30 protein-coding genes are annotated in these 25,859 nt (G+C 67.5%); 20 read left to right on the forward strand and 10 right to left on the reverse strand.

The window, feature by feature from the left end:
• Nucleotides 1–35: 35 nt before the first annotated feature.
• From ACLJRM_RS37615 to ACLJRM_RS37630, 4 genes are all read right to left on the reverse strand, one after another.
• Nucleotides 36–308: a MoaD/ThiS family protein gene (locus ACLJRM_RS37615; RefSeq protein WP_410665778.1), complete on the reverse strand. Its 273-nt coding sequence runs from the start codon at nt 306–308 to the stop codon at nt 36–38.
• Nucleotides 309–1,361 (reverse strand): WD40/YVTN/BNR-like repeat-containing protein, encoded by a 1,053-nt coding sequence (locus tag ACLJRM_RS37620; RefSeq protein WP_410665779.1) that lies wholly within the window; start codon nt 1,359–1,361, stop codon nt 309–311. It lies immediately after the preceding gene.
• 213 nt (nt 1,362–1,574) lie between these two features.
• Nucleotides 1,575–2,531 (reverse strand): glycoside hydrolase family 6 protein, encoded by a 957-nt coding sequence (locus ACLJRM_RS37625; RefSeq protein WP_101611012.1) that lies wholly within the window; start codon nt 2,529–2,531, stop codon nt 1,575–1,577.
• A 114-nt stretch (nt 2,532–2,645) separates the two neighbouring features.
• The gene (locus ACLJRM_RS37630) at nt 2,646–3,305 is read right to left on the reverse strand and encodes a C39 family peptidase (protein WP_101611013.1); all 660 of its coding nucleotides are present in this window, start codon (nt 3,303–3,305) and stop codon (nt 2,646–2,648) included.
• Between the two features lie 158 nt (nt 3,306–3,463).
• Between ACLJRM_RS37630 and ACLJRM_RS37635 the strand changes: the two genes are divergently transcribed.
• Entirely contained in the window at nt 3,464–4,105 is a 642-nt protein-coding gene (locus tag ACLJRM_RS37635) for an RNA polymerase sigma factor (protein WP_410665780.1), read from the forward strand.
• Between the two features lie 10 nt (nt 4,106–4,115).
• Nucleotides 4,116–5,219, forward strand: a complete 1,104-nt coding sequence (locus tag ACLJRM_RS37640; protein WP_410665781.1) for a hypothetical protein — start codon at nt 4,116–4,118, stop codon at nt 5,217–5,219.
• Here the strand turns inward: ACLJRM_RS37640 and radA are convergent.
• Entirely contained in the window at nt 5,216–6,574 is a 1,359-nt protein-coding gene (radA, locus tag ACLJRM_RS37645; RefSeq protein ID WP_101611014.1) for a DNA repair protein RadA, read from the reverse strand. The two genes, ACLJRM_RS37640 and radA, sit on opposite strands and share 4 nt — an antisense overlap.
• 141 nt (nt 6,575–6,715) lie before the next feature.
• The gene (locus tag ACLJRM_RS37650; protein WP_410665782.1) at nt 6,716–7,450 is read right to left on the reverse strand and encodes a hypothetical protein; all 735 of its coding nucleotides are present in this window, start codon (nt 7,448–7,450) and stop codon (nt 6,716–6,718) included.
• Between the two features lie 297 nt (nt 7,451–7,747).
• Here ACLJRM_RS37650 and ACLJRM_RS37655 point away from each other — a divergent pair, with 297 nt between their 5' ends.
• From ACLJRM_RS37655 to ACLJRM_RS37705, 11 genes are all read left to right on the forward strand, one after another.
• Nucleotides 7,748–8,239, forward strand: a complete 492-nt coding sequence (locus ACLJRM_RS37655; protein WP_005165253.1) for a CarD family transcriptional regulator — start codon at nt 7,748–7,750, stop codon at nt 8,237–8,239.
• 59 nt (nt 8,240–8,298) lie between these two features.
• On the forward strand, nt 8,299–8,949 hold the full coding sequence (locus ACLJRM_RS37660) for a 2-C-methyl-D-erythritol 4-phosphate cytidylyltransferase (RefSeq protein WP_410665783.1): 651 nt from the start codon (nt 8,299–8,301) through the stop codon (nt 8,947–8,949).
• Nucleotides 8,946–9,416, forward strand: a complete 471-nt coding sequence (gene ispF / locus ACLJRM_RS37665; protein ID WP_101611015.1) for a 2-C-methyl-D-erythritol 2,4-cyclodiphosphate synthase — start codon at nt 8,946–8,948, stop codon at nt 9,414–9,416. Before ACLJRM_RS37660 ends, ispF begins: the two co-directional genes overlap by 4 nt.
• Before the next feature lie 28 nt (nt 9,417–9,444).
• Entirely contained in the window at nt 9,445–9,840 is a 396-nt protein-coding gene (locus ACLJRM_RS37670; RefSeq protein WP_101611016.1) for a PPOX class F420-dependent oxidoreductase, read from the forward strand.
• Between the two features lie 13 nt (nt 9,841–9,853).
• Nucleotides 9,854–10,249, forward strand: a complete 396-nt coding sequence (locus ACLJRM_RS37675; RefSeq protein ID WP_101611017.1) for a PPOX class F420-dependent oxidoreductase — start codon at nt 9,854–9,856, stop codon at nt 10,247–10,249.
• Between the two features lie 107 nt (nt 10,250–10,356).
• Nucleotides 10,357–11,043 carry an HAD family hydrolase gene (locus tag ACLJRM_RS37680; RefSeq protein ID WP_410665784.1) on the forward strand — a complete coding sequence of 229 codons (687 nt, stop codon included), beginning with the start codon at nt 10,357–10,359 and terminating at the stop codon, nt 11,041–11,043.
• Nucleotides 11,044–11,089: 46 nt separating this feature from the next.
• Complete coding sequence (cysS, locus tag ACLJRM_RS37685) at nt 11,090–12,481, forward strand: cysteine--tRNA ligase (protein ID WP_410665785.1); 1,392 nt, start codon at nt 11,090–11,092, stop codon at nt 12,479–12,481.
• A gap of 36 nt (nt 12,482–12,517) precedes the next feature.
• On the forward strand, nt 12,518–13,474 hold the full coding sequence (gene rlmB, locus ACLJRM_RS37690; protein ID WP_101611019.1) for a 23S rRNA (guanosine(2251)-2'-O)-methyltransferase RlmB: 957 nt from the start codon (nt 12,518–12,520) through the stop codon (nt 13,472–13,474).
• Nucleotides 13,475–13,575: 101 nt separating this feature from the next.
• The gene (locus ACLJRM_RS37695; protein WP_101611020.1) at nt 13,576–15,009 is read left to right on the forward strand and encodes an MBOAT family O-acyltransferase; all 1,434 of its coding nucleotides are present in this window, start codon (nt 13,576–13,578) and stop codon (nt 15,007–15,009) included.
• A gap of 13 nt (nt 15,010–15,022) precedes the next feature.
• A complete protein-coding gene (locus tag ACLJRM_RS37700) occupies nt 15,023–15,373 on the forward strand; it encodes a hypothetical protein (protein ID WP_101611021.1) in 351 nt (116 codons plus the stop codon).
• An 8-nt stretch (nt 15,374–15,381) separates the two neighbouring features.
• Nucleotides 15,382–15,861 (forward strand): HIT family protein, encoded by a 480-nt coding sequence (locus tag ACLJRM_RS37705; protein WP_410665786.1) that lies wholly within the window; start codon nt 15,382–15,384, stop codon nt 15,859–15,861.
• A 56-nt stretch (nt 15,862–15,917) separates the two neighbouring features.
• Here ACLJRM_RS37705 and ACLJRM_RS37710 read toward each other — a convergent pair whose 3' ends face one another.
• Together ACLJRM_RS37710 and ACLJRM_RS37715 are read right to left on the reverse strand one after the other, a co-directional pair.
• On the reverse strand, nt 15,918–16,781 hold the full coding sequence (locus tag ACLJRM_RS37710; protein ID WP_410665787.1) for an alpha/beta hydrolase: 864 nt from the start codon (nt 16,779–16,781) through the stop codon (nt 15,918–15,920).
• Nucleotides 16,782–16,917: 136 nt separating this feature from the next.
• The gene (locus tag ACLJRM_RS37715) at nt 16,918–17,637 is read right to left on the reverse strand and encodes an alpha/beta fold hydrolase (RefSeq protein ID WP_410665788.1); all 720 of its coding nucleotides are present in this window, start codon (nt 17,635–17,637) and stop codon (nt 16,918–16,920) included.
• A gap of 87 nt (nt 17,638–17,724) precedes the next feature.
• Between ACLJRM_RS37715 and ACLJRM_RS37720 the strand changes: the two genes are divergently transcribed.
• The 5 genes from ACLJRM_RS37720 (at nt 17,725) to ACLJRM_RS37740 (ending at nt 21,512) form a co-directional block, all read left to right on the forward strand.
• Nucleotides 17,725–18,285, forward strand: a complete 561-nt coding sequence (locus ACLJRM_RS37720) for a TetR/AcrR family transcriptional regulator (RefSeq protein ID WP_101611025.1) — start codon at nt 17,725–17,727, stop codon at nt 18,283–18,285.
• Nucleotides 18,282–18,887 (forward strand): transglutaminase-like domain-containing protein, encoded by a 606-nt coding sequence (locus ACLJRM_RS37725; RefSeq protein WP_101611026.1) that lies wholly within the window; start codon nt 18,282–18,284, stop codon nt 18,885–18,887. The genes ACLJRM_RS37720 and ACLJRM_RS37725 overlap by 4 nt, the downstream gene beginning before the upstream one ends.
• A gap of 149 nt (nt 18,888–19,036) precedes the next feature.
• Nucleotides 19,037–20,083: a hypothetical protein gene (locus tag ACLJRM_RS37730; RefSeq protein ID WP_174720473.1), complete on the forward strand. Its 1,047-nt coding sequence runs from the start codon at nt 19,037–19,039 to the stop codon at nt 20,081–20,083.
• Between the two features lie 40 nt (nt 20,084–20,123).
• A complete protein-coding gene (locus tag ACLJRM_RS37735) occupies nt 20,124–20,762 on the forward strand; it encodes a hypothetical protein (protein WP_101611027.1) in 639 nt (212 codons plus the stop codon).
• A gap of 66 nt (nt 20,763–20,828) precedes the next feature.
• Nucleotides 20,829–21,512, forward strand: coding sequence for an HD domain-containing protein (locus tag ACLJRM_RS37740; protein WP_101611028.1), 684 nt, complete (start codon nt 20,829–20,831; stop codon nt 21,510–21,512).
• 9 nt (nt 21,513–21,521) lie between these two features.
• Here the strand turns inward: ACLJRM_RS37740 and ACLJRM_RS37745 are convergent, their stop codons facing one another.
• A complete protein-coding gene (locus tag ACLJRM_RS37745) occupies nt 21,522–22,172 on the reverse strand; it encodes a class II aldolase/adducin family protein (RefSeq protein WP_410665789.1) in 651 nt (216 codons plus the stop codon).
• Nucleotides 22,173–22,259: 87 nt separating this feature from the next.
• Nucleotides 22,260–23,213 carry a hypothetical protein gene (locus ACLJRM_RS37750; protein ID WP_410665790.1) on the reverse strand — a complete coding sequence of 318 codons (954 nt, stop codon included), beginning with the start codon at nt 23,211–23,213 and terminating at the stop codon, nt 22,260–22,262.
• A 124-nt stretch (nt 23,214–23,337) separates the two neighbouring features.
• Here ACLJRM_RS37750 and ACLJRM_RS37755 point away from each other — a divergent pair, with 124 nt between their 5' ends.
• Both ACLJRM_RS37755 and ACLJRM_RS37760 read left to right on the forward strand, forming a co-directional pair.
• Nucleotides 23,338–24,567: a DUF445 domain-containing protein gene (locus ACLJRM_RS37755; RefSeq protein ID WP_410665791.1), complete on the forward strand. Its 1,230-nt coding sequence runs from the start codon at nt 23,338–23,340 to the stop codon at nt 24,565–24,567.
• Nucleotides 24,568–24,615: 48 nt separating this feature from the next.
• Nucleotides 24,616–25,842, forward strand: coding sequence for a DUF445 domain-containing protein (locus ACLJRM_RS37760; protein ID WP_101611032.1), 1,227 nt, complete (start codon nt 24,616–24,618; stop codon nt 25,840–25,842).
• Nucleotides 25,843–25,859: the final 17 nt, after the last annotated feature.

Genomic DNA, 25,859 nt, shown 5'->3' on the forward strand with positions numbered 1-25,859 from the left:
GACGAATTTCGTCCTGAAAGCCCCTTTCCTGACACTCAGCCGCCCGCGACGGACGGGATGATCTGGACCTCTTCCGCCCCGGCGAGCGAGGTCTTCGCGCCGTCGAGCCGACGGCACTCCTCACCGTCCACGTAGAAGTTCACGTAGCGCCGCAGCGCACCGGTTTCGTTACGCAGACGGCGTTCCAGCGCGGGGAACTCGGCACCGAGCGAGTCGAGTACGGCGTCGAGCGTCGGGGCGTCGACCTCGAACGTCCCCGCTCCGCCCGCGAGCGGCCGCAACATCGCGGGCAGCAGGACCCGGACCACCTAGACCACCTGGGCCCGCACGCACAGCACGTCCGGAAGATGGGCGGCCACCTGATGCCAGGTGTCGCCTTCGTCGGGACTGGCCCACACCTCACCGGACCGCGTGCCGAAGTAGATCCCCGCCTCTTGATCGACGCACATTCCGTCCCGGAGCACACCGGCGTAGAAGTCCTTGTCCGGCAAGCCGGTTCCGAGCCCGGTCCAGGTTTCGCCCGCGTCCTCGCTGCGGTAGACGCGGCAACGGCCGTCCGGCGGGAAACGGAGAACGTCGGCCACCAAAGGGAAGTTGTAGACGGTGTCCGGTTTCGCCGGATGGACGACCATGGCGAACCCGAAGTCGTTCGGCAGGCCGCCGGCGATGGACTTCCAGGTCCTCGTGTCGTCGTCGCTGCGGTAGACACCGCCGTGATTCTGCAGGAAGAACCGCTCGGGGCGAGCCGGATGCATCGCGACCTTGTGCACGCACTGCCCGAACTCGGGCTCCTCGTCCGGCAGGAAGCCCGCGCTGATCCCGCGGTTCGACGCCGTCCAGCTCTTGCCGCCGTCCTCGGTGCGATAGACACCGCCCGTCGACATGGCGACGGTGATCCGCCCGGGATCCGCCGGATGCGGCAGGATCGTGTGGATCATCTGGCCGCCACCGCCGGGAGTCCAGTGTGGACGGTGTTCGTGGTCCCACAGCCCGCGCACGAGTTCGAAGGTCTCGCCGCCGTCCTCGGACCGGAACAGTGCGGACGGCTCGGCACCGGCGTAGACGACGTCACCGGCGACCACGATCTGCCAGATGCCTTCGAGCGCGGTCCCGGTGTCGGCGGGGAAGGCCACCGGCGCGTGATCCGGCTCGGTCCAGGTCTCGCCGAAGTCCTCGGACGTCGCGATCGTCGGCCCGAAATGCTCGTTGACCGCGGCGGCGTAGACCTTGGACGGGGTCAGCGCGACCGCCCGGACGGCCTCCATCGGGAACTTCGGCGCGGAGAGTTCCCAGTGCTTCCTGTCCTCACCGCGGGCGAGGAACAACCCCTTCCTGGTCCCGATCGCCAGCTGGAACTCCACGACGCCGTCCTCCTCGGTCCGATGGTGTGACTGAGGTCACCGTACTACCGAAGCGCGTGAAGGCCCCCTTCCCTGGGCTGAGCCGAGGGAAGGGGGCCTTCACGCGTGGTTGGAGTCGTCGCGCCGGCTGCAGTCCAAGGGGTCGTGGCCTTCGCCTTCTCGGGAGAACGAAGGTCACAGACGAACAGCCGGCGCGACGGGTTCGGGGGCGGGTCAGGTTCCGCTGATCAGGCGCAGCGCCAGGTCGGAGCTGAACTGCCCGGCTTCGACGTTCGGCGCGATCCCGCACTTGCCGTCGGAGTCACCGGGCACCTTGACCCAGAGCAGCATCTCGGCGCCGCCGCCGGTCTGCGAGGGCGTGCCGAGCTTGCGCCCGGCCGGGTTGCACCACTCGGCGCCCTTGGGGCCGTTGCCGTTGCGGCTCGTGTCGATCACGAACGGCTTGGTGTAGCCGTACTTGCTCGACAGCGCGGCGCTGACGGCCTTGCCGTAGTTGGCCGAGTCGGTGGTGGTCTTGTAGTTCGACACGTTGATCGCGAGACCGCGGATCGACTTCACGCCGACGGCGTTGAGCCGGTCGGCCATGGTGGCGGCGGGGATCCAGGTCGAGTTGCCGCCGTCCATGTAGGCCCAGGTGTTCGGGGCCTTCGCGGCGAACTGCTCGGCGGCGAACTTGAGCAGGTCGAGGCGGGTCTGGCGCTCACCGGCCGGCAGGCAGTCGACCTGCGCGAGCGCGTCCGGCTCGATGATGACGACCGCGGGCTTGCCGCCGATGCCGTCGGCGAAGTTCGAGATCCAGGTCCGGTACGCCGCGGGGCTGCCCGCGCCGCCACCGGAGTGCCCGCCGCAGTCGCGGCCGGGGATGTTGTAGGCGACCAGGATCGGCAGCTTGTCCGCCACGTCGGCGGCGTAGGTGTAGCCGTCGACGGCCTTCTTGACGTCGCCGCTCCAGTTGCCGAACCACCGCGCGCCCGCCTTGGTGGAGATGGCGGCCTTGATCTTGTCGGCGGTGCCGCCCGGGTGGTCCTTCACCCAGACGGCGGGGTTGGAGTTCGGGTCGACGTAGAAGCCGTTGGTCTTCTCAAGGGGGTTGCCGTCGGCGGCCTGGGCCGGCGCGGCGATGAGGGCCAGCAGTGAGGCGGCCAGCAGACCGAGCGTCTTGATGCGCATGCTTTCGATCTTCGAACCCGCCCGTACAAGATTCGTACAACCCGCGTTTCGTCCTCTGCTCGCGGTACTTGCACGCGCAAGTACCGCATCGAGAGGACGAAACGCGGGAGGGGGTCAGGCCGAGTAGCCCTTCGGCGGGATCAGGGTGGCGAGCTGGTTGAAGGTGAGCCAGTAGATCTGGTTGCCGCCGAAGTTGGCCGGGTCGGCGATCTTCACCGTCATGTTGTCGCTGTTGTAGCCGATGATCGTGAAGTAGTGGTAGATCGTGTAGTTCGGGTAGCCCGGCGGGTGGTTGTTCGCCGGGGCGACGATGTTCGCGACGAGCGCGTAGCCCTTGTCGACGTCCAGCACGATGTCGCGCCACAGCAGGTCGCGCTGTGCCTGCGTCGGCGGGTCGTTCGGCATCTCCTTGGTCTCGTACCAGCCGCCCGCGACGTGGTTGTTGAGGACGCGGGTGACCTGGCCGATCCAGTCGGTGCCGTTGGTGCTGGTCGGGAGCTCGTTGGCGAGCTGCTGCTGGCTCGGCGGGTTGCCGTTCTTGGCCGAGATGGCGATCCGGGTGGCGGCCGGACCGCACCAGTAGCCGGTCTCCTGGATCTGGTACTGGATGTTGAGCTCCGCGGCCGCCTTGACGCCCTCGACCTTGGCGGGAGGCGCCATCGAGTTCACGAAGCCGGGATCGGTGGACTTCTCTTGGGCGACGGCCACGGCCGGCGCGGTGATCAGTGCGGACACCGCGAGCGCGGCGACTACCGCGGACTTGAGTCTGCGCATGGTAATCCTTCCCCAGTTTCACTTTTTATCGGTGAATAGTGAACAGGATCGTCCCTGCGGCGGCTTTTGTCTTGATCTCCACCTGCGCTTTCCCCGAACGGCCCACGACGAAAGTAGGATCGAATGAACGCTCGAGGGGCCATCGGGCAAGAGCGATCGTGCAGGTGATGAAAAACGATCACGAGCAGACGGGCTCGCGGGGGCTGGACAGGCCGGATCTCGGCGGTCCCGACCCGGCGCCCGTCTTCGGCGTGCTCTTCGACGCTCACGCGGCCCCGTTGCAGCGCTATCTCGCCCGTCGTGTCGGCACCGAAACCGCGCACGACCTCGTCGCCGAGACGTTCCTCGTGGCACTCCGGCGGCGAGAGACGTATCGCCCGGAGGCCGGGACGGCACGGGCGTGGCTCTACGGCATCGCGACGAACCTGCTCCGGCACCACGTCCGCACCGAGACCCGCGCTCTCGCCGCGACGGCCCGGCTCGCGGCCGCCGCGCCCCTGGTCTCGACGGGACACGACGGTCGCGTCGCGGAGCGGGTCGACGCGCAGACCCGCGCGGCCCAGCTGGCGGGCGCGCTGGCCGAACTGAGCGTCGCGGACCGCGACACCCTGCTCCTGGTCTCCTGGGCGGGCCTGGACCCCGGCGAGGCCGCCGAGGCGCTGGGCATTCCCGCGGGAACGGTCAGATCCCGGCTGCACCGGATCCGAAGATGGTTGCGCGCCAACGCGCCGGAGATCACATCTGAGTCCACAAAGGACGGCTCAAGCGGCGAGGAGGATGGCGACAGTGCACGGCGGTAGCATCAGGAAGGTGTGGTCCGACGCCGAACTCGACGAGGCGCTGGCCGACCTCCATTCCGAACCGGACGTCCGTCAGGACGAGCTGGCCCGCGCCAAGGCTTCGCTCCTTCGCGCCGCGGGCGAGGTCGTCCTCCTCCCCGAGGCGGCGCCGCCCGCGGTGAAGAAACGACCGGGCTCGTGGCGGTGGATCGCGGCCGCGGCCGCCGCGGCGCTGGTGTCCGGCGGGGGGATCGTGGCGACGAACGCCTTCGTCGGCGAAGACGGCCAGGACCCCGCCGCCCACTCGACCGTCGCCCCGGACATGGGCCCCCTGAAGGACTTGCGCGGCTCCGACCTCCCCCTGACCGGTAAGCAGTACCGGCTCTCCACCGAGTCGAGCTGGGTGACGTGGGTCGGCAGGAAGAGCGAGGTGATCTACCAGACACACGAGATCACCGAGCGGTGGCTGCCATCGGACTGGGGCTTCAAGCATCTGACGCGGTTCACCAGAACCGGCGAAATCCGCTGGATCAAAGGCGACTACGAGACGGCGAAGGCACAAGGCGAGTCGATCCCCGGCGCGACGGTCTCCACCGCCTGGGAAGGCTCGGGGCAGCGGCCGACGGATGAACCGGCTTCCAGTACGACCACGACGAGCCCACCGCCGAACGGACCCGTCTCGACCCAGCGGGACGAACCTCCGCGAAGCAACTGGATGCTGCTGAACAAGGAATTCCTCGAAGGGCTGCCCACCGACCCGGCGAAGCTGCTCGAACGGCTGCGCCACGAGAGCAAGGACGGCAAGGAGAACACGGCACCCAAGATGTTCGACATGGCCCTCGGCGTCATGCGTTCGTCGCACGGCTACAGCGACCTTCGGGTGGCACTGTGCAAGGCGCTCGCGAACGCTCCGGGCATCACGCTCGAGACGAACGCGACCACCTCCGACAACCGTCCGGCCATCTCGTTCTCCGTCCGGGACACCGACCAGACCAAGACGTTCGTCGTGGACCTGGCGACGGCGCATGTCGCGGGCTACAGCGCCGCACGGAACCGGTCCGATCCCAGTTTTCCGGGGCTGTCGATCCACGAGACGACGGTGACGACGCAGATCACCGACCGCGAGGGTCCCTAGCGAGCGTGTTTGGCGGCGTTGAGCGCGCTTCCGACGTCGCCCACCTCCAGTACCCGGATACCCGGCGGCATCTTGCCGGAGTCCGGCGGCACCAGCGCGTAGGTGAAGCCGAGCCGGGCGGCTTCCGCGAGCCGCCGCCCGACGCTCGGCACCCGCCGGACCTCACCCGACAGCCCGACCTCGCCCATCGCGACGAGCTTGGGCGAGAGCGGGGTGTCCGTCGCCGAAGAGATCAGGGCCAGCACCACCGCCAGGTCGATCCCGGGCTCGGTGATCTTCATCCCGCCGACCGTCGCGACGTAGACGTCCTTGTCGCCGACCTTGAGTCCCGCCCGCTTCTCCACCACGGCCAGGACCATCGCGACGCGTGCCGAATCGAGACCGCTCACCGCGCGCCGGGGCTGCGGGGCCTGTGTCGCCGACACCAGCGCCTGCACCTCGCCCAGCAGCGGCCGTTTGCCCTCCATGGTCACCGTGACGGCGGTGCCCGCGACCGGCTCGGAGGTGTGGCTCAGGAACAGGCCCGACGGGTCGGGCACGCCCACGATGCCTTCCTCGACCAGTTCGAAGCAGCCGATCTCGTCCGCAGCGCCGAAGCGGTTCTTGATCCCGCGCAGCATCCGTAGCGTCGAATGCTTGTCGCCCTCGAACTGCAGGACGACGTCGACCAGGTGCTCCAGCACCCGCGGCCCGGCGACCGAGCCGTCCTTCGTGACGTGACCGACCAGCACGATCGGCAGTCCGCGTTCCTTGGCCAGCGCGACCAGCCCGGCGGTGACCGCGCGGACCTGGGTGACCCCGCCCGGCGCGCCCTCCACCTGTGGTGAGGCCATGGTCTGGACCGAGTCGACGATCAGGACTCCCGGCTTGACCGCGTCGACGTGGCCGAGGATCGCGGAGAGATCGCTCTCGGCCGCGAGGAACATTTCGTCGTGGACGTTGCCGGTGCGCTCGGCACGCAGGCGTACCTGTCCCGCCGACTCCTCGCCCGTGACGTACAGCGCGCGGCCCGCGGTGGCCGCCCATTGATAGGCGACCTCCAGCAGGAGGGTCGACTTGCCGACGCCGGGCTCCCCGGCGAGCAGGATGACCGCGCCCGGCACGAACCCGCCGCCGAGCACGCGGTCCAGTTCGGAGACGCCGGTGGGCTTGGCGCGAGCCGTTTCGACGTCGACCTCGCCGATCGGGCGGGCCGGGGCGCTGGGCGCGCCTGCCGCGACCCTGGCTATCGCCGGGCGGGCGTCGCCGCGTTCCTCGAGCGTTCCCCATGCCTGGCACTCCGGGCAGCGCCCGACCCACTTCGGCGCCTCGTACCCGCATTCACCGCAGCGGTAGGTGCTGCCTTTCTTGACCACTCCGCGAGGCTAGCCGCCACCACCGACAAACCCGGGCAGCACGGGCCGGGGGCTGAAGGGGACTTTCCCCGCATCAGATGCAGCGAAGGGGCCCTTCACCGCGTGTGACGCGGTGAAGGGCCCCTTCAGCTCTCTTTAAGACTAGTGGCCGCCGCCCTTGGCTTCCTTCTCCGGCGCGGGCTCCCGGCTACCCGGGTGCGACGGCGCCGCGACCGGCAGGTCCAGCGTGACCGAACCGGAGTTCTTGAAGACGAAGGTGACCTTGATCGTCTGGCCCGCCCACAGCGGCTGCTTCAGGCCCTGCAGCACGACCGTGGCCTTGCCGACCTCGGTGGGCTGCTCCGGGCCCACGGACGGCGTGACCGTCCCGGCGACGCTCGACGACGGAGCTCCGGACTCGCTGCTCGACGGGGCACCCGAGGAGGACGGGGCACCTGAGGACGACGGGGCGCCCGAAGACGACGGCGCCGAGGAGGGGGCGCTCGTCGGAGCGACCTCCTTGGTCGACTCGACCGCGTCGGACGGGCCGATCACGAGCGCGTGGCTCGCGACGACGGCCTTGGCGCCGGAGATCTTGGCGTCACCGGTGGTGGCTTCGGAGGAGACCGAGATGAGCTCGTCGTCCAGCTTGCCCTGGTTCACGATGGTCAGCGTCAGCGGCACGGCGGCACCCGCCGGGTACGCCTGCCCCTCGGCCGGGAACTGCAGCGCGGCGTTCCGCAGCACGAGGTCCTTGGCCTGCGCGTACGTCCCGTTGACCGCGGGCTGCTGCGAGTCGGTCTGGGTGATCTGACCAGCACCGCAGCCGGCGAGCACGAGCGCGGCGCCGAGCGCCAGCACACCTGCGCCGAACACGCGACGATTCTGCAGCCTCACGTCGGAGTCCTTCCATCTCACGGCCTCTTCACCGCGAAGACTAGCCGGGCGACTTCGCGGCCGGAGAACCCGGTGCGTGTTGACACGCCACCAATGCGGTGACGTGCCCAAGATCAACCGTCCACAAAGGATTTGGAAATCGTTCGCTTCTCACCTGCATGAGCATGGGCAAATTGGGTTTGTCAACCCCTGGGCGGACCATCGTCAGGCCGCTGACCTGCGACGACGATCGCAGGCCGCTAGGTGGGCCTCGTCGGCACGTGCTAAGATGAATTCAGCGAAAGGGGCAGAGGACACATGGTTTTCAAGGTCGGAGAGACCGTCGTCTACCCGCACCACGGTGCCGCACTCATCGAAGCCATCGAGACCCGCGTGATCAAGGGCGAGGAGAAGAAGTACCTCGTCCTCAAAGTCGCGCAAGGGGATCTTACGGTTCGCGTGCCCGCTGACAACGCCGAGATCGTCGGTGTTCGTGATGTCGTCGGGCAAGAAGGACTGGACAAGGTTTTCGACGTTCTGCGTGCTCCGCACACCGAAGAGCCCACTAACTGGTCTCGTCGGTACAAGGCCAACCTCGAGAAGCTCGCCTCCGGCGATGTGAACAAGGTGGCCGAAGTGGTGCGCGACCTCTGGCGACGAGAGAAGGACCGCGGACTTTCAGCCGGCGAGAAGCGCATGCTGGCGAAGGCGCGGCAAATTCTGGTCAGCGAGCTGGCGCTCGCGGAGGGCACCGACGAGGACAAGGCTGAAGTCCTCCTCGACGAAGTTCTGGAAACCGCGGCAGTCTGAATCGGCGGATGTCCCACGCCAGGTGAGGCTGCGGGGGATACCTCTACGATCGCGCACATATGAGCACCGTCCATATGAGCACAATCGTGTTCGTCACTGCCGTTCGACACCATGCCTCCGACGCGGAGCTCGCTCTCGCGCCGGTCAATGGTGAAGCTCTACTCACGCACACTGTGCGGGGGCTGCTCGCGCTGCCGGATCTCGATCTGGTGGTCGTGGCGGCCCCCGAGCGGTGTGCTCATTTGTTTTCGGCCGCTCTGACCGGCTTGGAAGAGCGTTGCCGGATAGTACCCGGATCTTCGCTCAAACATGCTTTCGACACCGTCGAAAAAGAGATCGCCGGGAATCCCGTTTTCCTCGTGCATGACGCGTTGCGCGCATTCACTCCCGCGGACACGGTCCGTACCGTCGCGGACGCGGTCCGTGCGGGCTTCCCCTTCGTGGTTCCCGTACTGCCGATGGCGGACACCGTGAAGGTGACCGACGCGGCGAAGGTGATCACGGGCACCGAAGACCGCGCACACCTGCGTACGGCGCAAACCCCGCTCGGCTTCACTCGTGAGACTTTTCTCTCGTATGTCGACAAACCGTCTCTCGACGGCGCGCACACCGTCGCCGGGCATCCCGATGCGATGCGCGTCACCACTTCGTTCGAACTGAAACTGGCCGAGGCGATCGCTGTGGCCGGAGAAGAAGAGGAAACCCTGTGAGGATCGGCAACGGCGTTGACGTCCACCCCGTCGAGGCAGGCCGCGAATGCTGGGTCGCCGGTCTTCTCTGGCCCGGCGTCGACGGCTGCGCGGGGCATTCCGACGGCGACGTCGCCGCGCACGCGTTGTGCGACGCGCTGCTGTCCGCGGCCGGGCTCGGTGATCTCGGCGCGGTGTTCGGCACCGGTGATCCGAAGTGGGCGGGCAAGCACGGCGTCGAGTTCCTCGCCGAGGCCCGGCGCCTCGTCGAGGCGGGCGGCTGGACCGTCGGGAACGCGACCGTCCAGATCGTCGGCAACGCGCCGCGCGTCGGGAAGCGCCGCGAAGAGGCGCAGAAGGTGCTGAGCGAGGCCGTCGGCGGGCCGGTGAGCGTCTCCGGGACGACGACCGACGGGCTCGGCCTGACCGGCCGCGGCGAAGGCATCGCGGCGTTCGCGACGGCGTTGCTCCTGCCCTCGCAGGAATAGCCCGCGCCAGGAGCCGGTTCGGGCAGTCATGGCAGTCACACTTCCCGAACCGGTCCGTGAACTGGTGGACGGCAAGAACTTCGCGACCGTGGCCACGCTGGACGCCGACGGCGGGCCGCAGACCTCGGTCATCTGGGTGGGCCTCGACGACGGCGATCTGGTCTTCAGCGCCACCGAGGACAGGCTGAAGGTGCGGAACCTCCGACGCGACCCTCGCGCGAGCGTGTCGATCACCGACGCGGAGAACCCGTACCGGCACACGCAACTGCGGGGCACGGTCACGATCACACCGGACCCCGGGAAGACGTTGCCGAAGACGCTCAGCCACAAGTACCTCGGCCAGGACCCGCCACCGGAAGGCCCGGAGGTCGAACGGGTGATCGTCCGGCTGCGAGTCGACCGGATCGCCGGGAACGTTCGTTGATTAGGCTCTCGCCATGGGTGTGACTTTCAACGATGAGACCAAGAAACTCCTCGACGGCAACAACTTCCCGGTCCTCGCGACCCTCAACGCCGACGGCTCCGCGCAGACGTCCGTGCTGTGGGCGAAGCGGGACGGCGACACGGTGATCTTCGCGACCGTCCGCGGCCGTCTCAAGGAGCGGAACATGGCCAGGGACCCGCGGGTGTCCGTGTCGGTGTTCGACCAGGAGAACCCGTACAACTACGTCGAGATCCGCGGCACCGTGGAGATGACCGACGAGGGCGGGCGCGAGCTGATCAACGAGCTCTCGCACAAGTACCTGGACAAGGACTACCCGGAGGAGCCGGCGGACGTCGTCCGCGTGCTGGTCCGGATCACGCCCACCAAGATCACCGGTAACGCCGCCTGACAAGCGCTATGAAAGGCCCGTTACTTGCAAAATTTGCAAGTAACGGGCCTTTCATGTCACACGCGGGGAGCGGCGAAGACCCCACGATCGTGGCTAGGGTGGGGTTCGTGACCTATCGCGCTGTGTTGTTCGACTTCTCCGGCACGGTCTTCCGGCTCGAGCAGGATGAGACCTGGCTCGCCGACCTCACCGATCACGAGGGCGAAAACCTCGACCTCGAGGCCCAGACCGAACTGATGCGCCGGATGACCGCGCCGGTCGGCCAGGTCGTCGACCTCGACGAGGAGCACCTGCACGCCTGGCACCACCGCGACCGCGACCCGGTGCTGCACCGGAAGGTGTACCTCGAGGTCCTCAAGCAGTCCGGGGTCCCGCACGCCGACCAGGCCGTCGCGCTCTACACCCGGCTGATCGATCCCACCCAGTGGACGCCGTACCCGGACACCGAGGCCGTGCTCAAGGGCGTCGCGGGCAAGGGCGTCAAGGTCGGGGTCCTGAGCAACATCGCCTTCGACATCCGTCCCGCCTTCGGCCGCCGCGGCTGGGACGCCTTCGTCGACGAGTTCATCCTGTCCTTCGAGGTCGGGGCCGTGAAGCCGGAGCCGGAGATCTTCCGGACGGCCGTCGAGCGGCTCGGGGTCGACCCCGCGGAGACGCTGATGGTCGGCGACAGCGAGGAGGCCGACGGCGCCGCACGCGAGATCGGCTGCGCGTTCGCGCTGGTAGAGCCGCTGCCGACGACCGAGCGGCCGGACGCCCTACTTGGCGTCATGCGCACCCATAACGTGCTGTAATACGGTCACTGCGACGCCGCTCACGCGCACCCCGTACCCTTTTAGGGTGGCACTACACCTCTATGACACCGCGACCCGGAGCGTGCGGGAATTCCATCCCGCCCGTAGCGGAACGGCGTCCATGTACGTGTGTGGTGCCACCGTGCAGGGCATCCCCCACATCGGCCACGTCCGCGGCGCGCTGAACTACGACGTCCTGCGTCGCTGGCTCGTCCACAGTGGACTCGACGTGCTGATGGTCCGCAACGTCACCGACATCGACGACAAGATCCTCACCAAGGCCGCCGCGGCGGATCGCCCCTGGTGGGAGTGGGCGGCCACGCACGAGCGCGCCTTCGAGACGGCGTACGAGTCGCTGGGCTGCCTGCCCGCTTCGATCTCCCCCCGGGCGACGGGGCACGTCACGCAGATGGTCGGGCTGATGCAGCGGCTGATCGACGGCGGGCACGCCTACGCCTCCGGCGGCGACGTGTACTTCTCGGTCAAGGCGTTCGACGGCTACGGCGACCTGTCCGGCCAGAAGCCCGACGAGGTCCAGCAGGGCGAGAGCCTCGGCGAGGGCAAGCGCGACCCGCGCGACTTCACCCTGTGGAAGGCCTCGAAGCCGGGCGAACCGTCGTGGCCGACGCCGTGGGGTGACGGCCGTCCCGGCTGGCACCTGGAGTGCTCCGCGATGGCGACGACGTACCTCGGCCCCGAGTTCGACATCCACGGCGGCGGCATCGACCTGGTGTTCCCGCACCACGAGAACGAACGCGCCCAGTCCAACGCGGCGGGCGACTCGTTCGCGCGGTTCTGGCTGCACAACGCCTGGGTGACCATGTCCGGCGAGAAGATGTCGAAGTCGCTGGGCAACACGGTGTCGATCCCGGAGATGATCAAGAACTACCGGGCGCCCGAACTGCGGTACTACCTGATCCAGCCGCATTACCGGTCGACGATCGAGTACTCCGACGGCGCGCTCACCGAAGCCGCGCAGGGCTACCGGAGGATCGAGCAGTTCCTGCGGCGTACCGCCGGCATCGCCGGTGACGTCCACCTCGGCGAGGTCCCCCAGGAGTTCGCCGCCGCGCTCGACGACGATCTGGCCACCCCGCAGGCGTTCGCAGTGCTGCACAACACGGTCCGCGACGGTAACGCCGCCCTCGACGAGGCCGACACTTCCAAGGCACTCGAATTCGCCGCCTCCGTGCGCGCGATGACCGACGTGCTCGGCCTCGACCCGCTCTCCGCGCGCTGGTCCGAGGCGGGCGGCAACGAAACGCCCACCCGGCAGGCACTGTCCGACCTCGTGGAAGGGCTGCTCACCGAACGGCAGCAGGCCCGCGCCGAGAAGGACTTCGCCCGTGCGGACGCCGCGCGTGACCGCCTCCAGCAGGCGGGCATCGTGGTGGAAGACACCCCGAACGGTCCACAGTGGACCGTCAAGGAAGTCTGACACTTACTCGCTTTTCTAGCTCAAGGATTCTCACTGATGGCAGGCAACTCCCGGCGCCAGGGCGCTATTCGCAAGCCCGGCACGAAGAAGGGTCAGGTCGTCGGCTCCGGCGGCCAGCGCCGGAAGGGCCTGGAAGGCAAGGGCCCGACCCCCAAGGCCGAGGACCGGCCCGGGCACAAGGCGTACCGCATGTCGAACGCGCGTGACCGCAAGGAACAGGCGCGCCAGAAGAAGGCCGACAAGCCGGAACTGATCGCCGGCCGCAACCCGGTGGTCGAGGCGCTGCGCGCCGACGTGCCCGCCACCGCGCTGTACGTCGCGATCAACATCGAGATCGACGACCGCGTCAACGAGGCCGTCCGCCTGGCGGGCGACAAGGGCATCTCGATCCTGGAGGTCCCGCGCGAGGAGCTCGACCGCAAGACCAACCGGGCCATGCACCAGGGCCTCGGCCTGCAGGTCCCGCCGTTCGAGTACGCCGACCCGCGTGACCTGATGGCGGTCGCGAAGAACTCGGGGCAGACCCCGCTGTTCGTCGCGCTCGACGGCGTCACCGACCCGCGCAACCTCGGCGCGGTGATCCGTTCGGCCGCCGCGTTCGGCGCGCAGGGTGTCCTCCTGCCGGAGCGGCGCAGCGCGGGCATGACCGCGGTCGCGTGGCGGACCTCCGCCGGCACCGCCGCCAAGCTGCCGATCGCCGTCGCGACCAACCTCACCCGCCAGCTGAAGGCGTGGAAGGACGACGGCCTGATGGTCGTCGGCCTCGACGCGGACGGCTCGGTCGACATCGACGAACTGGACCTCGCGGCGGACCCGCTCGTCATCGTGCTCGGCTCGGAAGGCCGCGGCCTCTCCCGGCTCGTGCGCGAGACCTGCGACGCGACCGTGTCGATCCCGATGGCCGCCGGTGTCGAGTCGCTCAACGCGTCCGTCGCGGCCGGAGTGCTGCTGGCCGAGGTGGCGCGCCGCCGCCGTCTCACGGGACGTGTCTGACCCCGCACTTCGCCGACACGCAGTTCATCGACATCGGGCGGGGGCCTCAGGCTAAGGTCACCAGCGGATAACGCGTAACCGCCCTGGGGGACCCCGCACCGATGTCGTTCATTTCGCCGCTGTTCCTGTGGTACTTCATGCCGGCGGTACTGCTCGCCGTGCTGGTGTGCCCGCGCAGCTGGCGGAACGGGATCGTCGCCGCGGGCAGCCTGATCTTCTACGCCACCGGCGCCGGGCCGTACACGCTGGTGCTGATCGGCTGCATGGTCGTCAACTTCCTGGCCGGGCCCGCGCTGGAACCGAACGCGTGGGATCTGCAGAACAGGCGGCGCAAGCGGCTGCTGCTCGGGGTCATCGGCCTCAACGTCGGCATGCTGCTGATCTGGAAGTACGCGGGATTCGCGACCCAGCAGATCGCGGCCGTGACGCACTGGTTCGGCGGCGGTTTCCCGGTGGCCGACCTGGTCATCCCGATCGGCATTTCGTTCTACACGTTCCACCACATCTCGTACGTGGTGGACATCTACCGCGGTGAACGCCGCGCGCTGCGCAACCCGGTGTCGTTCGCCGCGTACATCGCGATGTTCCCGCAGCTGGTGGCCGGGCCGATCGTGCGCTACCGCGAGATCGCCGACCAGCTGCCTCAGCAGCGCTCGCACCGCCTCGACGACATCGCCGCCGGTTTCCCGCGCTTCGCGCTCGGGCTGTGCAAGAAGACGATCATCGCGGACTCGCTCAGCCCGATGGTGGACGCCTGCTTCAACACTCCCCCGGATCAGATGACCTTCGCGATCGCCTGGCTCGGCGCGATCGGCTACACCCTTCAGCTGTTCTTCGACTTCTCCGGGTACTCCGACATGGCGATCGGGCTCGGCCGCATGCTCGGCTTCCGGCTCCCGGAGAACTTCGCGAGGCCGTACTCGTCGGTGACCATCACCGAGTTCTGGCGGCGCTGGCACATGTCGCTGTCGCGCTGGTTCCGCGACTACGTCTACATCCCGCTGGGCGGCAACCGCACCGGCGCGGGCCACACGTACCGGAACCTGTGCATCGTCTTCGTGCTGACCGGGTTCTGGCACGGCGCGCAATGGACGTTCCTGATCTGGGGCGTCTACCACGGCGCGCTGCTGATCGTGGAACGCGCTTTCGGCTACGACGCCACCCCGAAGACCCAGGCCGCCCGCATCGGCCGCCGCGCGCTGACGCTCGTTCTCGTGGTCTTCGGCTGGGTGTTCTTCCGCGCCAAGGACCTGCCGCACGCGCTCGGCATGATCGGGCACATGGTGCTGCCGGACTTCACCGGCCTCACCGACGTCGTGGAGAGCGCGGTGACCAACCAGCGGCTGATCATCCTGCTGTGCGCGCTGGCGATCGTGTTCCTGCCGGCGCATCCGGTGACCGGGCCGCTGCTGGAGTCTTCGCGGAGCCGCCCGGCGACGGCGCTGCGGATCGGCGTGATGACCGTGGGGCTGATCTACGCGGCGATCCTGATCGCGACCGGGACGTTCAGCCCGTTCCTCTACTACCAGTTCTGATGGAGCACCGAGAATGACCGATCTGGCCTCGCAGCCCGGCGTGATCCCCTACGTCGACAACCACGACGGTCAGCGTCGGCTGCTCGTCGTCGACATACCTCCCTTCAGCGCCAACGCGGTGCGCCACTACGCGCCGTTCGCGAGCATCGACGGCAGGCAGTACGTGGTCTCGTGGGGCTCGGTCACGTTCGAAATCCCCGCGGACCGGAACGTGCACGTCAGCGTGCATCTGCAGACCAACTACGCGACCGGGGTGACCTCGACCCCGTTCGCGTCGATCGTCCTGGCCCCGCACCCGGCACCGGTCCGGCTGGCCATGCAGTTCACGACCAACGCCGAAGGCTCGCTCATCCCGGTCGGCTAGCTTGACTCATGACCGGCGACTGGAAACGGGATCGGGTCGGCTCGGCACTGCGTGGCGAGAACCCGACGGTGCTGCGACGGCTGGACGCGGGATTCGCGGTGATCGGCGATACGCAGTTCCTGCCGGGCTACTGCGTCCTGCTGACGGATTCCCCCACCGTCGGCAGGCTGACCGATCTGCCGAGGACGCGGCGGCTGGAGTTCCTGTCCGACATGGAGGTACTCGGCGAAGCCGTCGAGAACGTCTGTGCCCGACGGGACCCTGGCTTCCGTCGCGTCAACTTGGAGATCCTCGGGAACACGGACCCGATCCTGCACGCACACGTCTGGCCGCGCTACGACTGGGAACCGGCGGACCTCGTCGGGCGGCCGGTCTGGCTCTACCCGGCGGATCGCTGGCGGACCGCGGAACATGCGTTGGGCCCTCGACACGACTCACTGCGTGAGGCGCTGGCACAGGAGATCACCAGGCTTCGGGCCACGGCCTGACGTAGCCCCGGGAATCCCCGCCGCCGGTCGGTGGCGGGGATTCCCGGGGCACTGGATCAGCCGAGAGCGGTCAGCAGGTCGGCGAAGACCCGTGGCCGGCTGAAGTAGCCGACGTGCGACGAGGCCAGGGTGTGCACCTCGAACGGGTTGTGCGGAGTCAGTTCGTCGGCCTTGCGGATCATGTAGTCCTGGACCGCCGGGGTGATGCTGAGATCCGAAGCGAGACGGACGTAGGTGTGCGGGACCCGCCCCCATCCGTCGGCCTGGACCAACGCCCCCGGTTCGAGCACCGCGTAGCTCTCGTCCGGGTCCAGAGAGTCCAGCAACAGCCGGAACTGGTGGTCGGTGGAGTCGGCCATGATGGCGGCCTTCAACTCGGCGAACAACGCCGGGTCGCCGTGGGCGCTACGCCAGTTCAGCCGGGCCACACCGGGTTCGTCCACGTCCGGCACGGTGATCCGCGCCGCCAGGGCGTCCAGCAGGTTGTCGTCGACCACGTCCCACGGCTCGGTGAGCATGGCCGGGTCGCCGAGGCAGAGCGCGGAGAGGTAGACGACACGGTCGAGCAGTTCCGGCGCGGCGTTGGCGACGGCGCTGATCGTCAGCCCTCCGAGGCTGTTGCCGACCAGGACGACCGGTGCCCCGCCGTCGAGCCCTCGCAGGGTGTCCACGACGTGCTTCACGTTGTCCTGCAACGTGATTCCGCGCAGCGGAGAAGGAGCGGCCGCCAGCGCCGCGAGGTCCTGGGGTTGCCGATAGTAAGCGGCCGGGCTGTCCGCACGGTCGCCGTGACCGGGTAGGTCGACGGCGTGCGAACGGTAGCCGAGCAGAGCCAGTTCGTTCTGCAACGGGCCCCAGGCCCGCGCGTTACTGGAGCCGCCGTGAACGAAGACGAAAATGGGGCGCGAAGATGCGCGCATGGTGAAGATCCTTGTCATCCCTTGGCGAACGGTGGACGTGGACCTTGGCGTCGGCGAGGGCCGGAACCAGGGTCAGCGCGTCGACCGGAGGCGCATGGCCTGCCAGGTGTGGATGACGGAACACATGGTGATCATCCTAGCGAGGGGCGCAGCCGGGCGCCCCTGATTTAACGGACGGCAGGCCGCGGGCCGCGTCGAGCACCAGCCGGGAGAACTCCTCGCCGCGCGCCATCGGCAGGTAGTGCCCCGCCTTCGGGACGGTGATCAGCCTGCCGTCGGCGCAGGCGTCGAGGAAGCGGCGCTCGTGGCGGCGGAAGTGGTCGCGGGAGCCGTTGATCAGCCAGGTCGGCCCCGGGTAGGACGCGAGTTCCGCGAGCACGTCGAAGTCGGCGAAGGCCTTGGCGACGTCCGGGATCACCTCGGTCGCGATGCCGCCGCCGATCACGGCCTCGGCGAGCTTCGGTGGCAGCGCACTCCGGAACTGCCGCCGGCTGAGTCCTTCTCCCCGGTCCGGGAGCCGCATGAGCAGGCGGTGCGCGATGCGGAAGGGCGCCTCCAGCGTCCTGCCGGGCAGGTAGGTCGAATCCGCGACGACGAGGCGCGCGACCCGGTCCGGATGCCTCGCGGCCGCGGCGATGGCGACGTAGCCGCCCAGCGAGTGTCCGACGACCAGAGCGGGCTCCTCGATCCCGCCGACGACGGCGTCCACCGCGCCGGCCAGGGTGAACCGCTCACCTCGACGGGTTCCGTGCCCGGGCAGGTCGATCGCTCGCGCGGAAGCACCGGAGTGTTCGAGCTGCCCGGCCCACGCGGCACCGCTGAGCCGGATGCCGTGGACGAAGACGACGGGGACCATGGTTTGCCTCCTGAATGCAACGCACCGTTGCGTTGCAAAGTACTGGCGATCGCCATGCAACGCAACGGTGCGTTGTATTGTGCTCCGGTGAGCATCCAAAGCGGCCCCCGCAAGGCCGAGGCGATCTTCGCCGCCACCCTCGAACTCCTGGCTGAGCACGGTTACGAGAAGCTCGCCATCGAGGCCGTCGCCGCCCGGTCCGGCGTCAACAAGACGACGCTGTACCGGTGGTGGCCGTCGAAGGACGCGCTCCTGGCCGCGGCGCTGCGCGATTCGGGACTGTTCGCCGTCGACATCCCGGACACCGGCAGCCTCCGCGGCGATCTCCTCGCCGTGGCGACGCAAATCCACCGGCTGCTGACTTCGGAGCACACCGCGCCGGTCGTCACGGCGACGCTGACGGCGGGTCCGCGCCGCCCGGAACTGGGCGAAGTGTCGCGAAGTTTCTTCGCCGACCGCATGGCGCGCGAAGAGCCGATCTTCGAACGCGCCACCGCGAGGGGCGAATTGAGGTCCGGCGCCGATCCTGTCGTCGTGATGGATCTGCTCGCGGGGGCGATCTGGTTCCGGCTGTTGTTGCGCGGCGGCGAAGCCGGTCCGAAATTTCTCGAAGAAGCCGTCGACACAGTACTGAACGGGGCCGCGTGAAAATCACTTTGAAGATCGAATCCGAGCGGCTCGAAGATTATCTCGTCGCGGACGCGGTCATCGATCACGATCATCCGCTGATCCGCGAAACGGCTGACGCGCTGTCACCGACCGGCGGCACCGAAGCCGACGTGATTCGTTCGATGTTTCACTACGTGCGCGACGAGATCGCCCATACGGTGGACGCAGCCGATTCCCGCGTCACTCTTATGGCCTCCGAGGTTCTGCGCGAACGGGTCGGCCTCTGCTACGCGAAGGCCCACTTGCTGGCCGCTTTGCTTCGCAGCCAAGGCATCCCGGCCGGGTTCTGCTATCAGCGGATCGGCGTGCTGCACGGGCTCAACGCCGTGTATCTCACCGGCCCGGACCGGTGGATCCGGCTCGATCCGAGGGGCAACAAAAACGGTGCGGACGCCCACTTTCCTTTCTTACGAACAGATTCCCCGGAAGTGGAGCGGCTCGCGTGGAAGCTGGATCCCACCAGGGGCGAGATCGACTTCCCCACGGTGTACGCCACTCCGTCTTCGGCCGTTGTCGAAACATTGTCGTCCGCGAAGCCCGGACCCGCTTGGTACGAAGGCATCCTTCCCCACGCTCCGTGAGCGGTTTTTCCGCGTTTCGACGAAACCCCGGCAGCGAATAAGGTATAGCCGTGCGTTACATTCGCTGTTGGTATCTTTCCCCCGAATTTCTTATTTCGGCATGGTCACGAGGCGCGTAGAGTAACTCCCCGCACTCGAACAGATACGCAATGCGTTCGTCCGTTCGGGTGCGGATCAAGGAGGTGACCCCCGTGCCCGCGGAAGCCGACCGGCTCCGCCGTACCCCATTGCAAGAGATCTTCTGGACCAGGACGAGCCTGCTGCTCACGGTACTGGTCGTCATCGCGGGCCTCAGCCTGTGGATCTCCAGCATGATGGATCCCGGCGCCGGTAAAACGCTGCTCACTTCACTGGGCACCGGCACCCTGATCTCCGCGGTGGTCGGCTTCGGCCAGACCCTGATCACCGCCGCCGCGTCACAGCGCGCGATGGTGACCCCGGTGATCGAGGAAAGCCGGCGCGCGCTGGAAGCGCTCAGCGCCGAATACCGTTCGCTCAACAAGGAATTCTTCCCCACCCACGTCTTCGAGGCGACGGCCGATCCGGATCCGTTGTTCAACCGGGTCATGACCGAAGACCTAGACGTGGCCCGGCACTACTTCTTCCGCGGGTTCTCCGGCAGGCACGCCGCGGCCCGATTGCTGTTGTCCCGCACCGAAAGGGAGCTGCGCGTGGTCATCGCCGACCCGCGCGACGAGGGCGCCATCAGCGGCAGGGCGCGGTATCTCCTGCGCAGCGAAGAAGCGGGCATGGACTACGAGACGATCCAGAAACGTCTCGACGACGAGATCAGTATCGGCCTGGTCGGGCTGTTCCTGGCCCGCAGCCGGTGCTCACTGGTGGACATCACCGTCGTCGCCGACCCGCCGCTGGACCGGCTCGAAGTCTTCGACGAGAGCGTTTGGGTGACCTTGTACAGCGACATCCGCGGCGCGACCACGCTGTATCCGCGCACGCTGCGGTTCAGCGAGGGTTCCTTTCTGTACAACAAGGAACGCTCCGAGTTCCTGCGTGTTTCCCAATCCCGTTCCGGACGCCACTTCCGTATCTCCACCACGACGACGAGGGCGGATTTCCTCGCCCTGTACGAAAAGATCACCGGTTCTCCCCTGTCCGAAGAGAACTTCCTCGAACTGGAAGGGAAATTCCACGCCTTCCGGAAGGAGTTCACCACACTCGCCGAGCTGAACCCCTGATTTCTCGGCGCCGAAGAGCACTAGAACTGAGGAGCTTGAGTTGCTCACTCGCTTGTCCCCCCTCACCCAGCTGGCCGCGCTGCTCCGCACGACGGATCTGCCGCTGGCACAGCATTGGCAAGTCGTCGACGAGATCTTCCGGGACTGGACGTCGAGACCGGACCTGCGCACCGATCTCCGGCGGCACCTGGACTCGCTGAGTCCGGACGAGGCGAGCGCGGTTCTCTGCCGATCCCGTGAGACGACCACCCATTTCGCCTGGTGCCTGCTCGACTCCCCGACGGATCCGTTTTCGATCTGGCTCCACGAGTACAAGGCACCGGAGGACTGGCGTGAGGGCTACGCCGATTCCGTGCACAATCACAGATATCACTTCTGCACCACGCTCCTCCGTGGCAACTATGTCCACGAGCGGTACTCGACCCTGCGCGACCAGCTTTCCGGATTGATCACATCGGTTCGGTTACGACGTAGCACACTGTGTCAGGCGGGGGCGGTAGGCGTCATGTACGCGGACGAGTTCCATCGGATTCCCGAAGCCACCGAAGGGACTATGACGTTTTTGGTGAAGTCACGCCCGGTAAGCGATTCCAGTCTCTCCTATGACCCGAAGACCGGAATCGGGCATCGTCACGTTCCGGTGGAGGTCCGATTGGGGGACCTGGCCGGGCGCATCTAACTACACACCGCCGTCGAAGGCGCATACCATTACTCCACCCGTCTGTAAACGGGATCGGAGAGGTGTATGCGCGCGCGAAAGAACACGATTTCTTCCCAGACCATCGACGCCGTCGAACATCGCGTCCGGCAACTGTGCTGGCGCTATGCGGACAAACTGCAGTTCCACGGCTGGCATCACGTGAGTTTCGTCCGGGCCAAGGCCGCGGGATTCGCCGAGCACAACGGTGCGGATCGCACCGTCGTCGAGGTGGCGGCGCTGGTGCACGACGTGAACTACATCGTGCTCCGGAACTCCCCCGCGGCCGCCGGGCGAGATCTCCGGTTGGGCATCCTGCGGGAGTGCGGTGTCGAGGACACCGTGGCCCGGTGGATCGACGAGATCATCGACGAGGCCGAGATGGCCACCAGAGGGCGGCACATCTCGCTCGAGGCCCAAGCGTTGAGCGACGCCGACACGCTGTTCAAGGCACTGCCGGTGACGCCCGTCGTGCTCGCCCACCGTTATCTGCGGGAGAACGGGTTGAGCCTCCGCGAACTGGCGGACAAGATCGTCGGCGAGCAACGCGACGTCCACGACAGCGGCTATTACTTCTACAACCCCAAGGCCGCGGAGAGCTACTCCCGATGGGCGTTGGCGAATCTCCAGTTGTGGCAGTGCATCAAGGAAGCCGTCGACGATCCGACGGTCGTCGAACTCCTCGACGCGGTGCACGCCGTGGACTACGAGGCCGAGCCCGCGGCTTCTTAGGACGCGGGCCTAGCGTTGCCCGTAGCCGCGGAGTTTCTCCACGACGTGGTCGATCTCGGCGGGCGGGAGCAGATTCGGTGTTCCCGCCGCCCGCGCCGTCAGCCAGACCTGGCAGACCCATTCGAGCTGCTGCGCCCGGCTGTACGCGGAGCCGAGACTGTCGCCGAAGGTCGTGGTGCCGTGATTGGCCAGGATGCACCCCCGGCGGCCTTCCAGAGCCTCCAACATGGCTTTGGCGAGTTCCTCGGTGCCGTACGTCGCGTAGGACGCGACGCGGGCCGTCGGGCCGATCGCGGCGAGCATGTAGTGGATCGGCGGCACCTCGGTGACGAGGGTGGAGACGGCCGTGGCGTGCACGGAGTGCGTGTGCACCACGGCTGAGATCGCCTTGCCGTCCGGATCCGCCGCCTCCCGGTACACCGTGAGATGCATCGGGAGTTCGCTGGTGGGTTCGAGGGCGCCGTCGACGATTTCGCCGTCGAGGCCCACCACCGGGATGTCTTCCGGCCGCAGCCCGGCGTAGTCGACCCCGGTCGGGGTCACCGCGACCAGCTCGCCCTGCCTCGCGGAGACGTTGCCGGACGTACCGACCACGAGCCCGTCGGTGGTCATCCGGCGGGCGAATTCGCAGACCGCCGCGCGTTCCTCGGCCAGGATCATCGTCGCGGTTGAGGCGTCGGTACAGCTGGTCGTGAGTGGCGATTCGGGTTAGAACACGAATCGCCACTCACGACCAGGGTGACCGTCCTACGGCGTCGCGCGATCAGGGCGGGGGCCGTTGGTCTTGGCGGGACTCGGCTTCGGCGCCGCTTCTTTGGGTGCTTCGGCCTTGGGAGAGCCGGCGGCGGCGTCGGGAGCGGGAGCCAGCAGCTTGATGGCCTCCTGGACGGCGACGTCCGTGGCGGAAAGCCGTTCGGCGACCTTGGACCGGAGTTCCAGCGCGAGCTTCCGAGCCTGCTGAGCCTCGGACTGCTGGGTCTTCGCGTCGGTGAGGGCCTCCGCGACCTGCTCCTGCTTCGCGGCGATGTCCTCCGCCGAGATCCGCTCGGCTTCGGAGCGCTTGCCCGCCGACACCCGGTCGGCTTCCGCGATCTTGTCCGCGGACGCCTTCTCCGCCTCGGCGCGACGAGCCGCCGAAGCCTCCTCGGCCTTCTTGTCCGCGGCGGCGCGAGTCCGGACGCTCTCCATGTCCAGTTCCTTGCGCTTCTGCGCCGCCTCGGAGTTCAGCCGCTCGATCTCGGCCTTGGCGTCCGCCAGCAGCTTCTCTCGCTCGGCCTGCGCGTCCTTCGCCGCCTTGTCGCTCGCGCGCTGCGTCTCGTGGGCGTACCGGTCCGCTTCGGCGCGGGTCGACTTGGCGTCGGCCTCCGCCGCGGCCTTGAGGTCGGCGATCTCCTCCTCGGCGAGCTGCATCATCATGCGGACGCGTTCGGCCATCGCGCCGGCGCCGGACGGGCTCGCGCTCATCCGCACGAGGGCGGCCTTGGTCTCGTCCAGTTCCTTCTGGGCGTGCCCGAGCGCCTTGGTGAGTTCACCGGCGGTCGCCACGGCCTCGTCGCGGTTGCGCGAGGTCTTCTTGAGTTCGGTCGACAGTTCGGCGAGCCGCTCGTCGACCTGACGCTTGTCGTATCCGCGGACGGCGCCCGCGAACTGGGGCGATTTCGCTGAGGGCGCCTGAGGCGCCGTCTTCTCAGGAGCGACCATGGCGGACACCTTAATGAGCCTGGGCCCGTCGGGTAGTACCGCCAAACGGCTGCACTCGGTCCGCGACGGGCCGATCACATGGCATCCTCCATTGTTGACAGGTCGTAAGCAGGGGGAGGCCCGGTTGAACATTTCGGCGATCCTCGACGACATCAGGGAGCACTGGCACGTCTACGCCACGATGCCCTTCATCGCCGCGCTCATCGGCTACATCACGAAACGCGTCGCCATCGAGATGATGTTCCGGCCGCTGGAGTTCGTCGGGATCAAGCCGTTCCTCGGCTGGCAGGGGGTCATCCCGGCCAACACGCGCCGGATGGCGACCACCGCCGTCGACCTGCTGACCAAGAACCTCGTCGATCCGCAGGAGATCTTCTCCCGGCTCGATCCCGACGAGGTGGTCAAGGAGCTGGAGGAGCCGCTTCTCAAGGCCGTCGAGGACGTGACCCGCGAGGTGATGGAGCAGTACCAGCCCAGGTTGTGGGAACTGCTGCCGACGCGGGCGCAGCGGATGCTGGTCGACCAGGTCCGGGCGCAGGCGCCGAAGGTCGTCGCGCGGCTGATGCGCGAGGTGTCGACGAACATCGACGAGGTCCTCGACGTCAACGAGATGCTGATCAACGCGATGGTCCGGGACAAATCGCTGACCTGCCGCCTGATCAAGGAGGTCGCTACCCCGGAACTCCGCTTCATCGCCCGGTCCGGGATCTACTTCGGCTTCGTCATCGGCCTGATCCAGTTCGTCGCGTGGGCGCTGACGAAACAGCCCTTGATCATGCCGATCTTCGGGTTCGTCACCGGGTTCGTCACGGACTGGCTGGCCCTGAAAATGATCTTCTACCCGCGTGAGCCGCGCCGGTTCCTGTTCTTCAGCTGGCAGGGCATGTTCCAGAAACGCCGCCAGGCGGTCGCTCGCGACTACGGCGCGCTGATCGCGGACGAGGTCCTCACCGTGCGGAACGTGATGGAGGCCGTGCTCACCGGGCCGAAGTCGGACAAGCTGTTCTCGATGATCACGCGCGAGGTGCAGCGGACCATCGACGCGCAGGCGAGCATCGCGAAACCGTTGGTGGCACTGACCGTCGGCGGCGTGCAGTACCAGGAGATGAAGAAGGCCGCGGCGGAGAAGGCGATCGCGTACCTCCCCGAAACGGTGAAACACGTGGAGAGTTACGCCACTGACGCGCTCGACGTCCGCAACACGATCGTCGTGAAGATGCAGCAGCTGACCCCGCTCGAGTTCGAAGGGATCCTGCGACCCGCCTTCCAGCAGGACGAATGGAAGCTGATCGCGGTCGGCGCGGTGATCGGCGGGCTCGTGGGTGAACTTCAGGTCCTGCTACTCCTCCACTGAGGACAGGCGGCTAGGTTCCCCTCAAGCGCGACGCGGGAGGGGCTTCGAGTGGACGCCGTCATCGCCGACCTCGGCGAGCACTGGCCGGTGTACGTCACCATGCCGTTCATCGCGGCGCTGATCGGGTACGTCACCAAACGCGTCGCCATCGAGATGATGTTCAAACCGGTGGAATTCGTCGGCGTCAAGCCGTTCCTCGGCTGGCAGGGCGTGCTGCCGGCGAACGCCGAGCGGATGGCCTCCACCGCCACCGAGATGCTGACGAACAACCTCGTGGACCCGAAGGAGATCTTCGCCAGGCTCGATCCGGCGCAGGTGGCGAAGGAGATCGAACAGCCGCTTCTGCGGATCGTCGAGGACGTCACGCGCGAGGTGATGGAGCAGTACCAGCCCAGACTCTGGGAAGTGCTGCCGAACACCGCCCAGCAGATGCTGCTGAAACGCGTGCAGGCCGAGGCGCCGCGCGCGATCGAAAAGATCATGCGGGAGATCGCGGAGAACATCGAGGACGTCCTCGACCTCAAGCACATGGTCGTGACGAACCTGGTGCGCGACAAGGCCTTGCTGAACCGGCTGATCCGCGACATCTCGCGGCCGGAGATGCGGTTCATCGCGCGGTCGGGGATCGTGTTCGGCTTCTCCCTCGGCTGTGTGCAGCTGCTCGTGTGGGCGCTGACGAAGTCGCCGATCGTGCTGCCGCTGTTCGGTGTCGGCATCGGCTGGTTCACCGACTGGATCGCCCTGAAGATGATCTTCCTGCCGCGTGAGCCGAAGCGGTTCTTCGGCTTCTACACCTGGCAAGGCGTGTTCCAGAAACGCAAGGACCAGGTGGCCGCGGACTACGGCGACATGATCGCGCGCGAGATCATCACCATCCCGAACCTGCTCGAAGCCGTGTTGAGCGGGCCGAAGTCGGACAAGCTGTTCACGATGATCACCCGCGAGGTGCAGCGGACCATCGACACGCAGGCGAGCGTCGTGAAGCCGTTCGTCGCGATGGCCGTCGGGAGCAGGAAGTTCCAGGAGATGAAGCAGACCGCGGCGGCGAAGGCCGCGGCACGGATCCCGGAGACGATCCGGCACGCCGAGGGGTACGCGGTCAACGCGCTCGACGTCCGGAACACCATTGTGGACAGAATGCGGCAACTGAACCCGCTCGAATTCGAGCAGCTGCTACGCCCGGCGTTCCGGCAGGACGAGTGGAAGCTGATCGCGGTCGGCGCGGTGATCGGCGGCCTTGTCGGTGAACTTCAGGTGCTTCTGCTGCTTCACTGACGCGCACCGGATACCGT

This window comes from Amycolatopsis sp. lyj-84 (assembly GCF_046549075.1).
In the GTDB taxonomy this organism is placed as follows: Bacteria; Actinomycetota; Actinomycetes; order Mycobacteriales; family Pseudonocardiaceae; genus Amycolatopsis.

Coding starts and splice junctions, on each gene's coding strand:
- ACLJRM_RS37670 (WP_101611016.1), top strand. CDS start 9,445: ATGGCAGTCACACTTCCCGAACCGGTCCGTGAACTGGTGGACGGCAAG.
- ACLJRM_RS37655 (WP_005165253.1), top strand. CDS start 7,748: ATGGTTTTCAAGGTCGGAGAGACCGTCGTCTACCCGCACCACGGTGCC.
- ACLJRM_RS37705 (WP_410665786.1), top strand. CDS start 15,382: ATGACCGGCGACTGGAAACGGGATCGGGTCGGCTCGGCACTGCGTGGC.
- ACLJRM_RS37740 (WP_101611028.1), top strand. CDS start 20,829: ATGCGCGCGCGAAAGAACACGATTTCTTCCCAGACCATCGACGCCGTC.
- ACLJRM_RS37745 (WP_410665789.1), bottom strand. CDS start 22,172: ATGATCCTGGCCGAGGAACGCGCGGCGGTCTGCGAATTCGCCCGCCGG.
- rlmB (WP_101611019.1), top strand. CDS start 12,518: ATGGCAGGCAACTCCCGGCGCCAGGGCGCTATTCGCAAGCCCGGCACG.
- ACLJRM_RS37710 (WP_410665787.1), bottom strand. CDS start 16,781: ATGCGCGCATCTTCGCGCCCCATTTTCGTCTTCGTTCACGGCGGCTCC.
- ACLJRM_RS37700 (WP_101611021.1), top strand. CDS start 15,023: ATGACCGATCTGGCCTCGCAGCCCGGCGTGATCCCCTACGTCGACAAC.
- ACLJRM_RS37660 (WP_410665783.1), top strand. CDS start 8,299: ATGAGCACCGTCCATATGAGCACAATCGTGTTCGTCACTGCCGTTCGA.
- ACLJRM_RS37675 (WP_101611017.1), top strand. CDS start 9,854: ATGGGTGTGACTTTCAACGATGAGACCAAGAAACTCCTCGACGGCAAC.
- ACLJRM_RS37625 (WP_101611012.1), bottom strand. CDS start 2,531: ATGCGCATCAAGACGCTCGGTCTGCTGGCCGCCTCACTGCTGGCCCTC.
- ACLJRM_RS37715 (WP_410665788.1), bottom strand. CDS start 17,637: ATGGTCCCCGTCGTCTTCGTCCACGGCATCCGGCTCAGCGGTGCCGCG.
- ACLJRM_RS37630 (WP_101611013.1), bottom strand. CDS start 3,305: ATGCGCAGACTCAAGTCCGCGGTAGTCGCCGCGCTCGCGGTGTCCGCA.
- ACLJRM_RS37730 (WP_174720473.1), top strand. CDS start 19,037: ATGCGTTCGTCCGTTCGGGTGCGGATCAAGGAGGTGACCCCCGTGCCC.
- ACLJRM_RS37750 (WP_410665790.1), bottom strand. CDS start 23,213: ATGGTCGCTCCTGAGAAGACGGCGCCTCAGGCGCCCTCAGCGAAATCG.
- ACLJRM_RS37695 (WP_101611020.1), top strand. CDS start 13,576: ATGTCGTTCATTTCGCCGCTGTTCCTGTGGTACTTCATGCCGGCGGTA.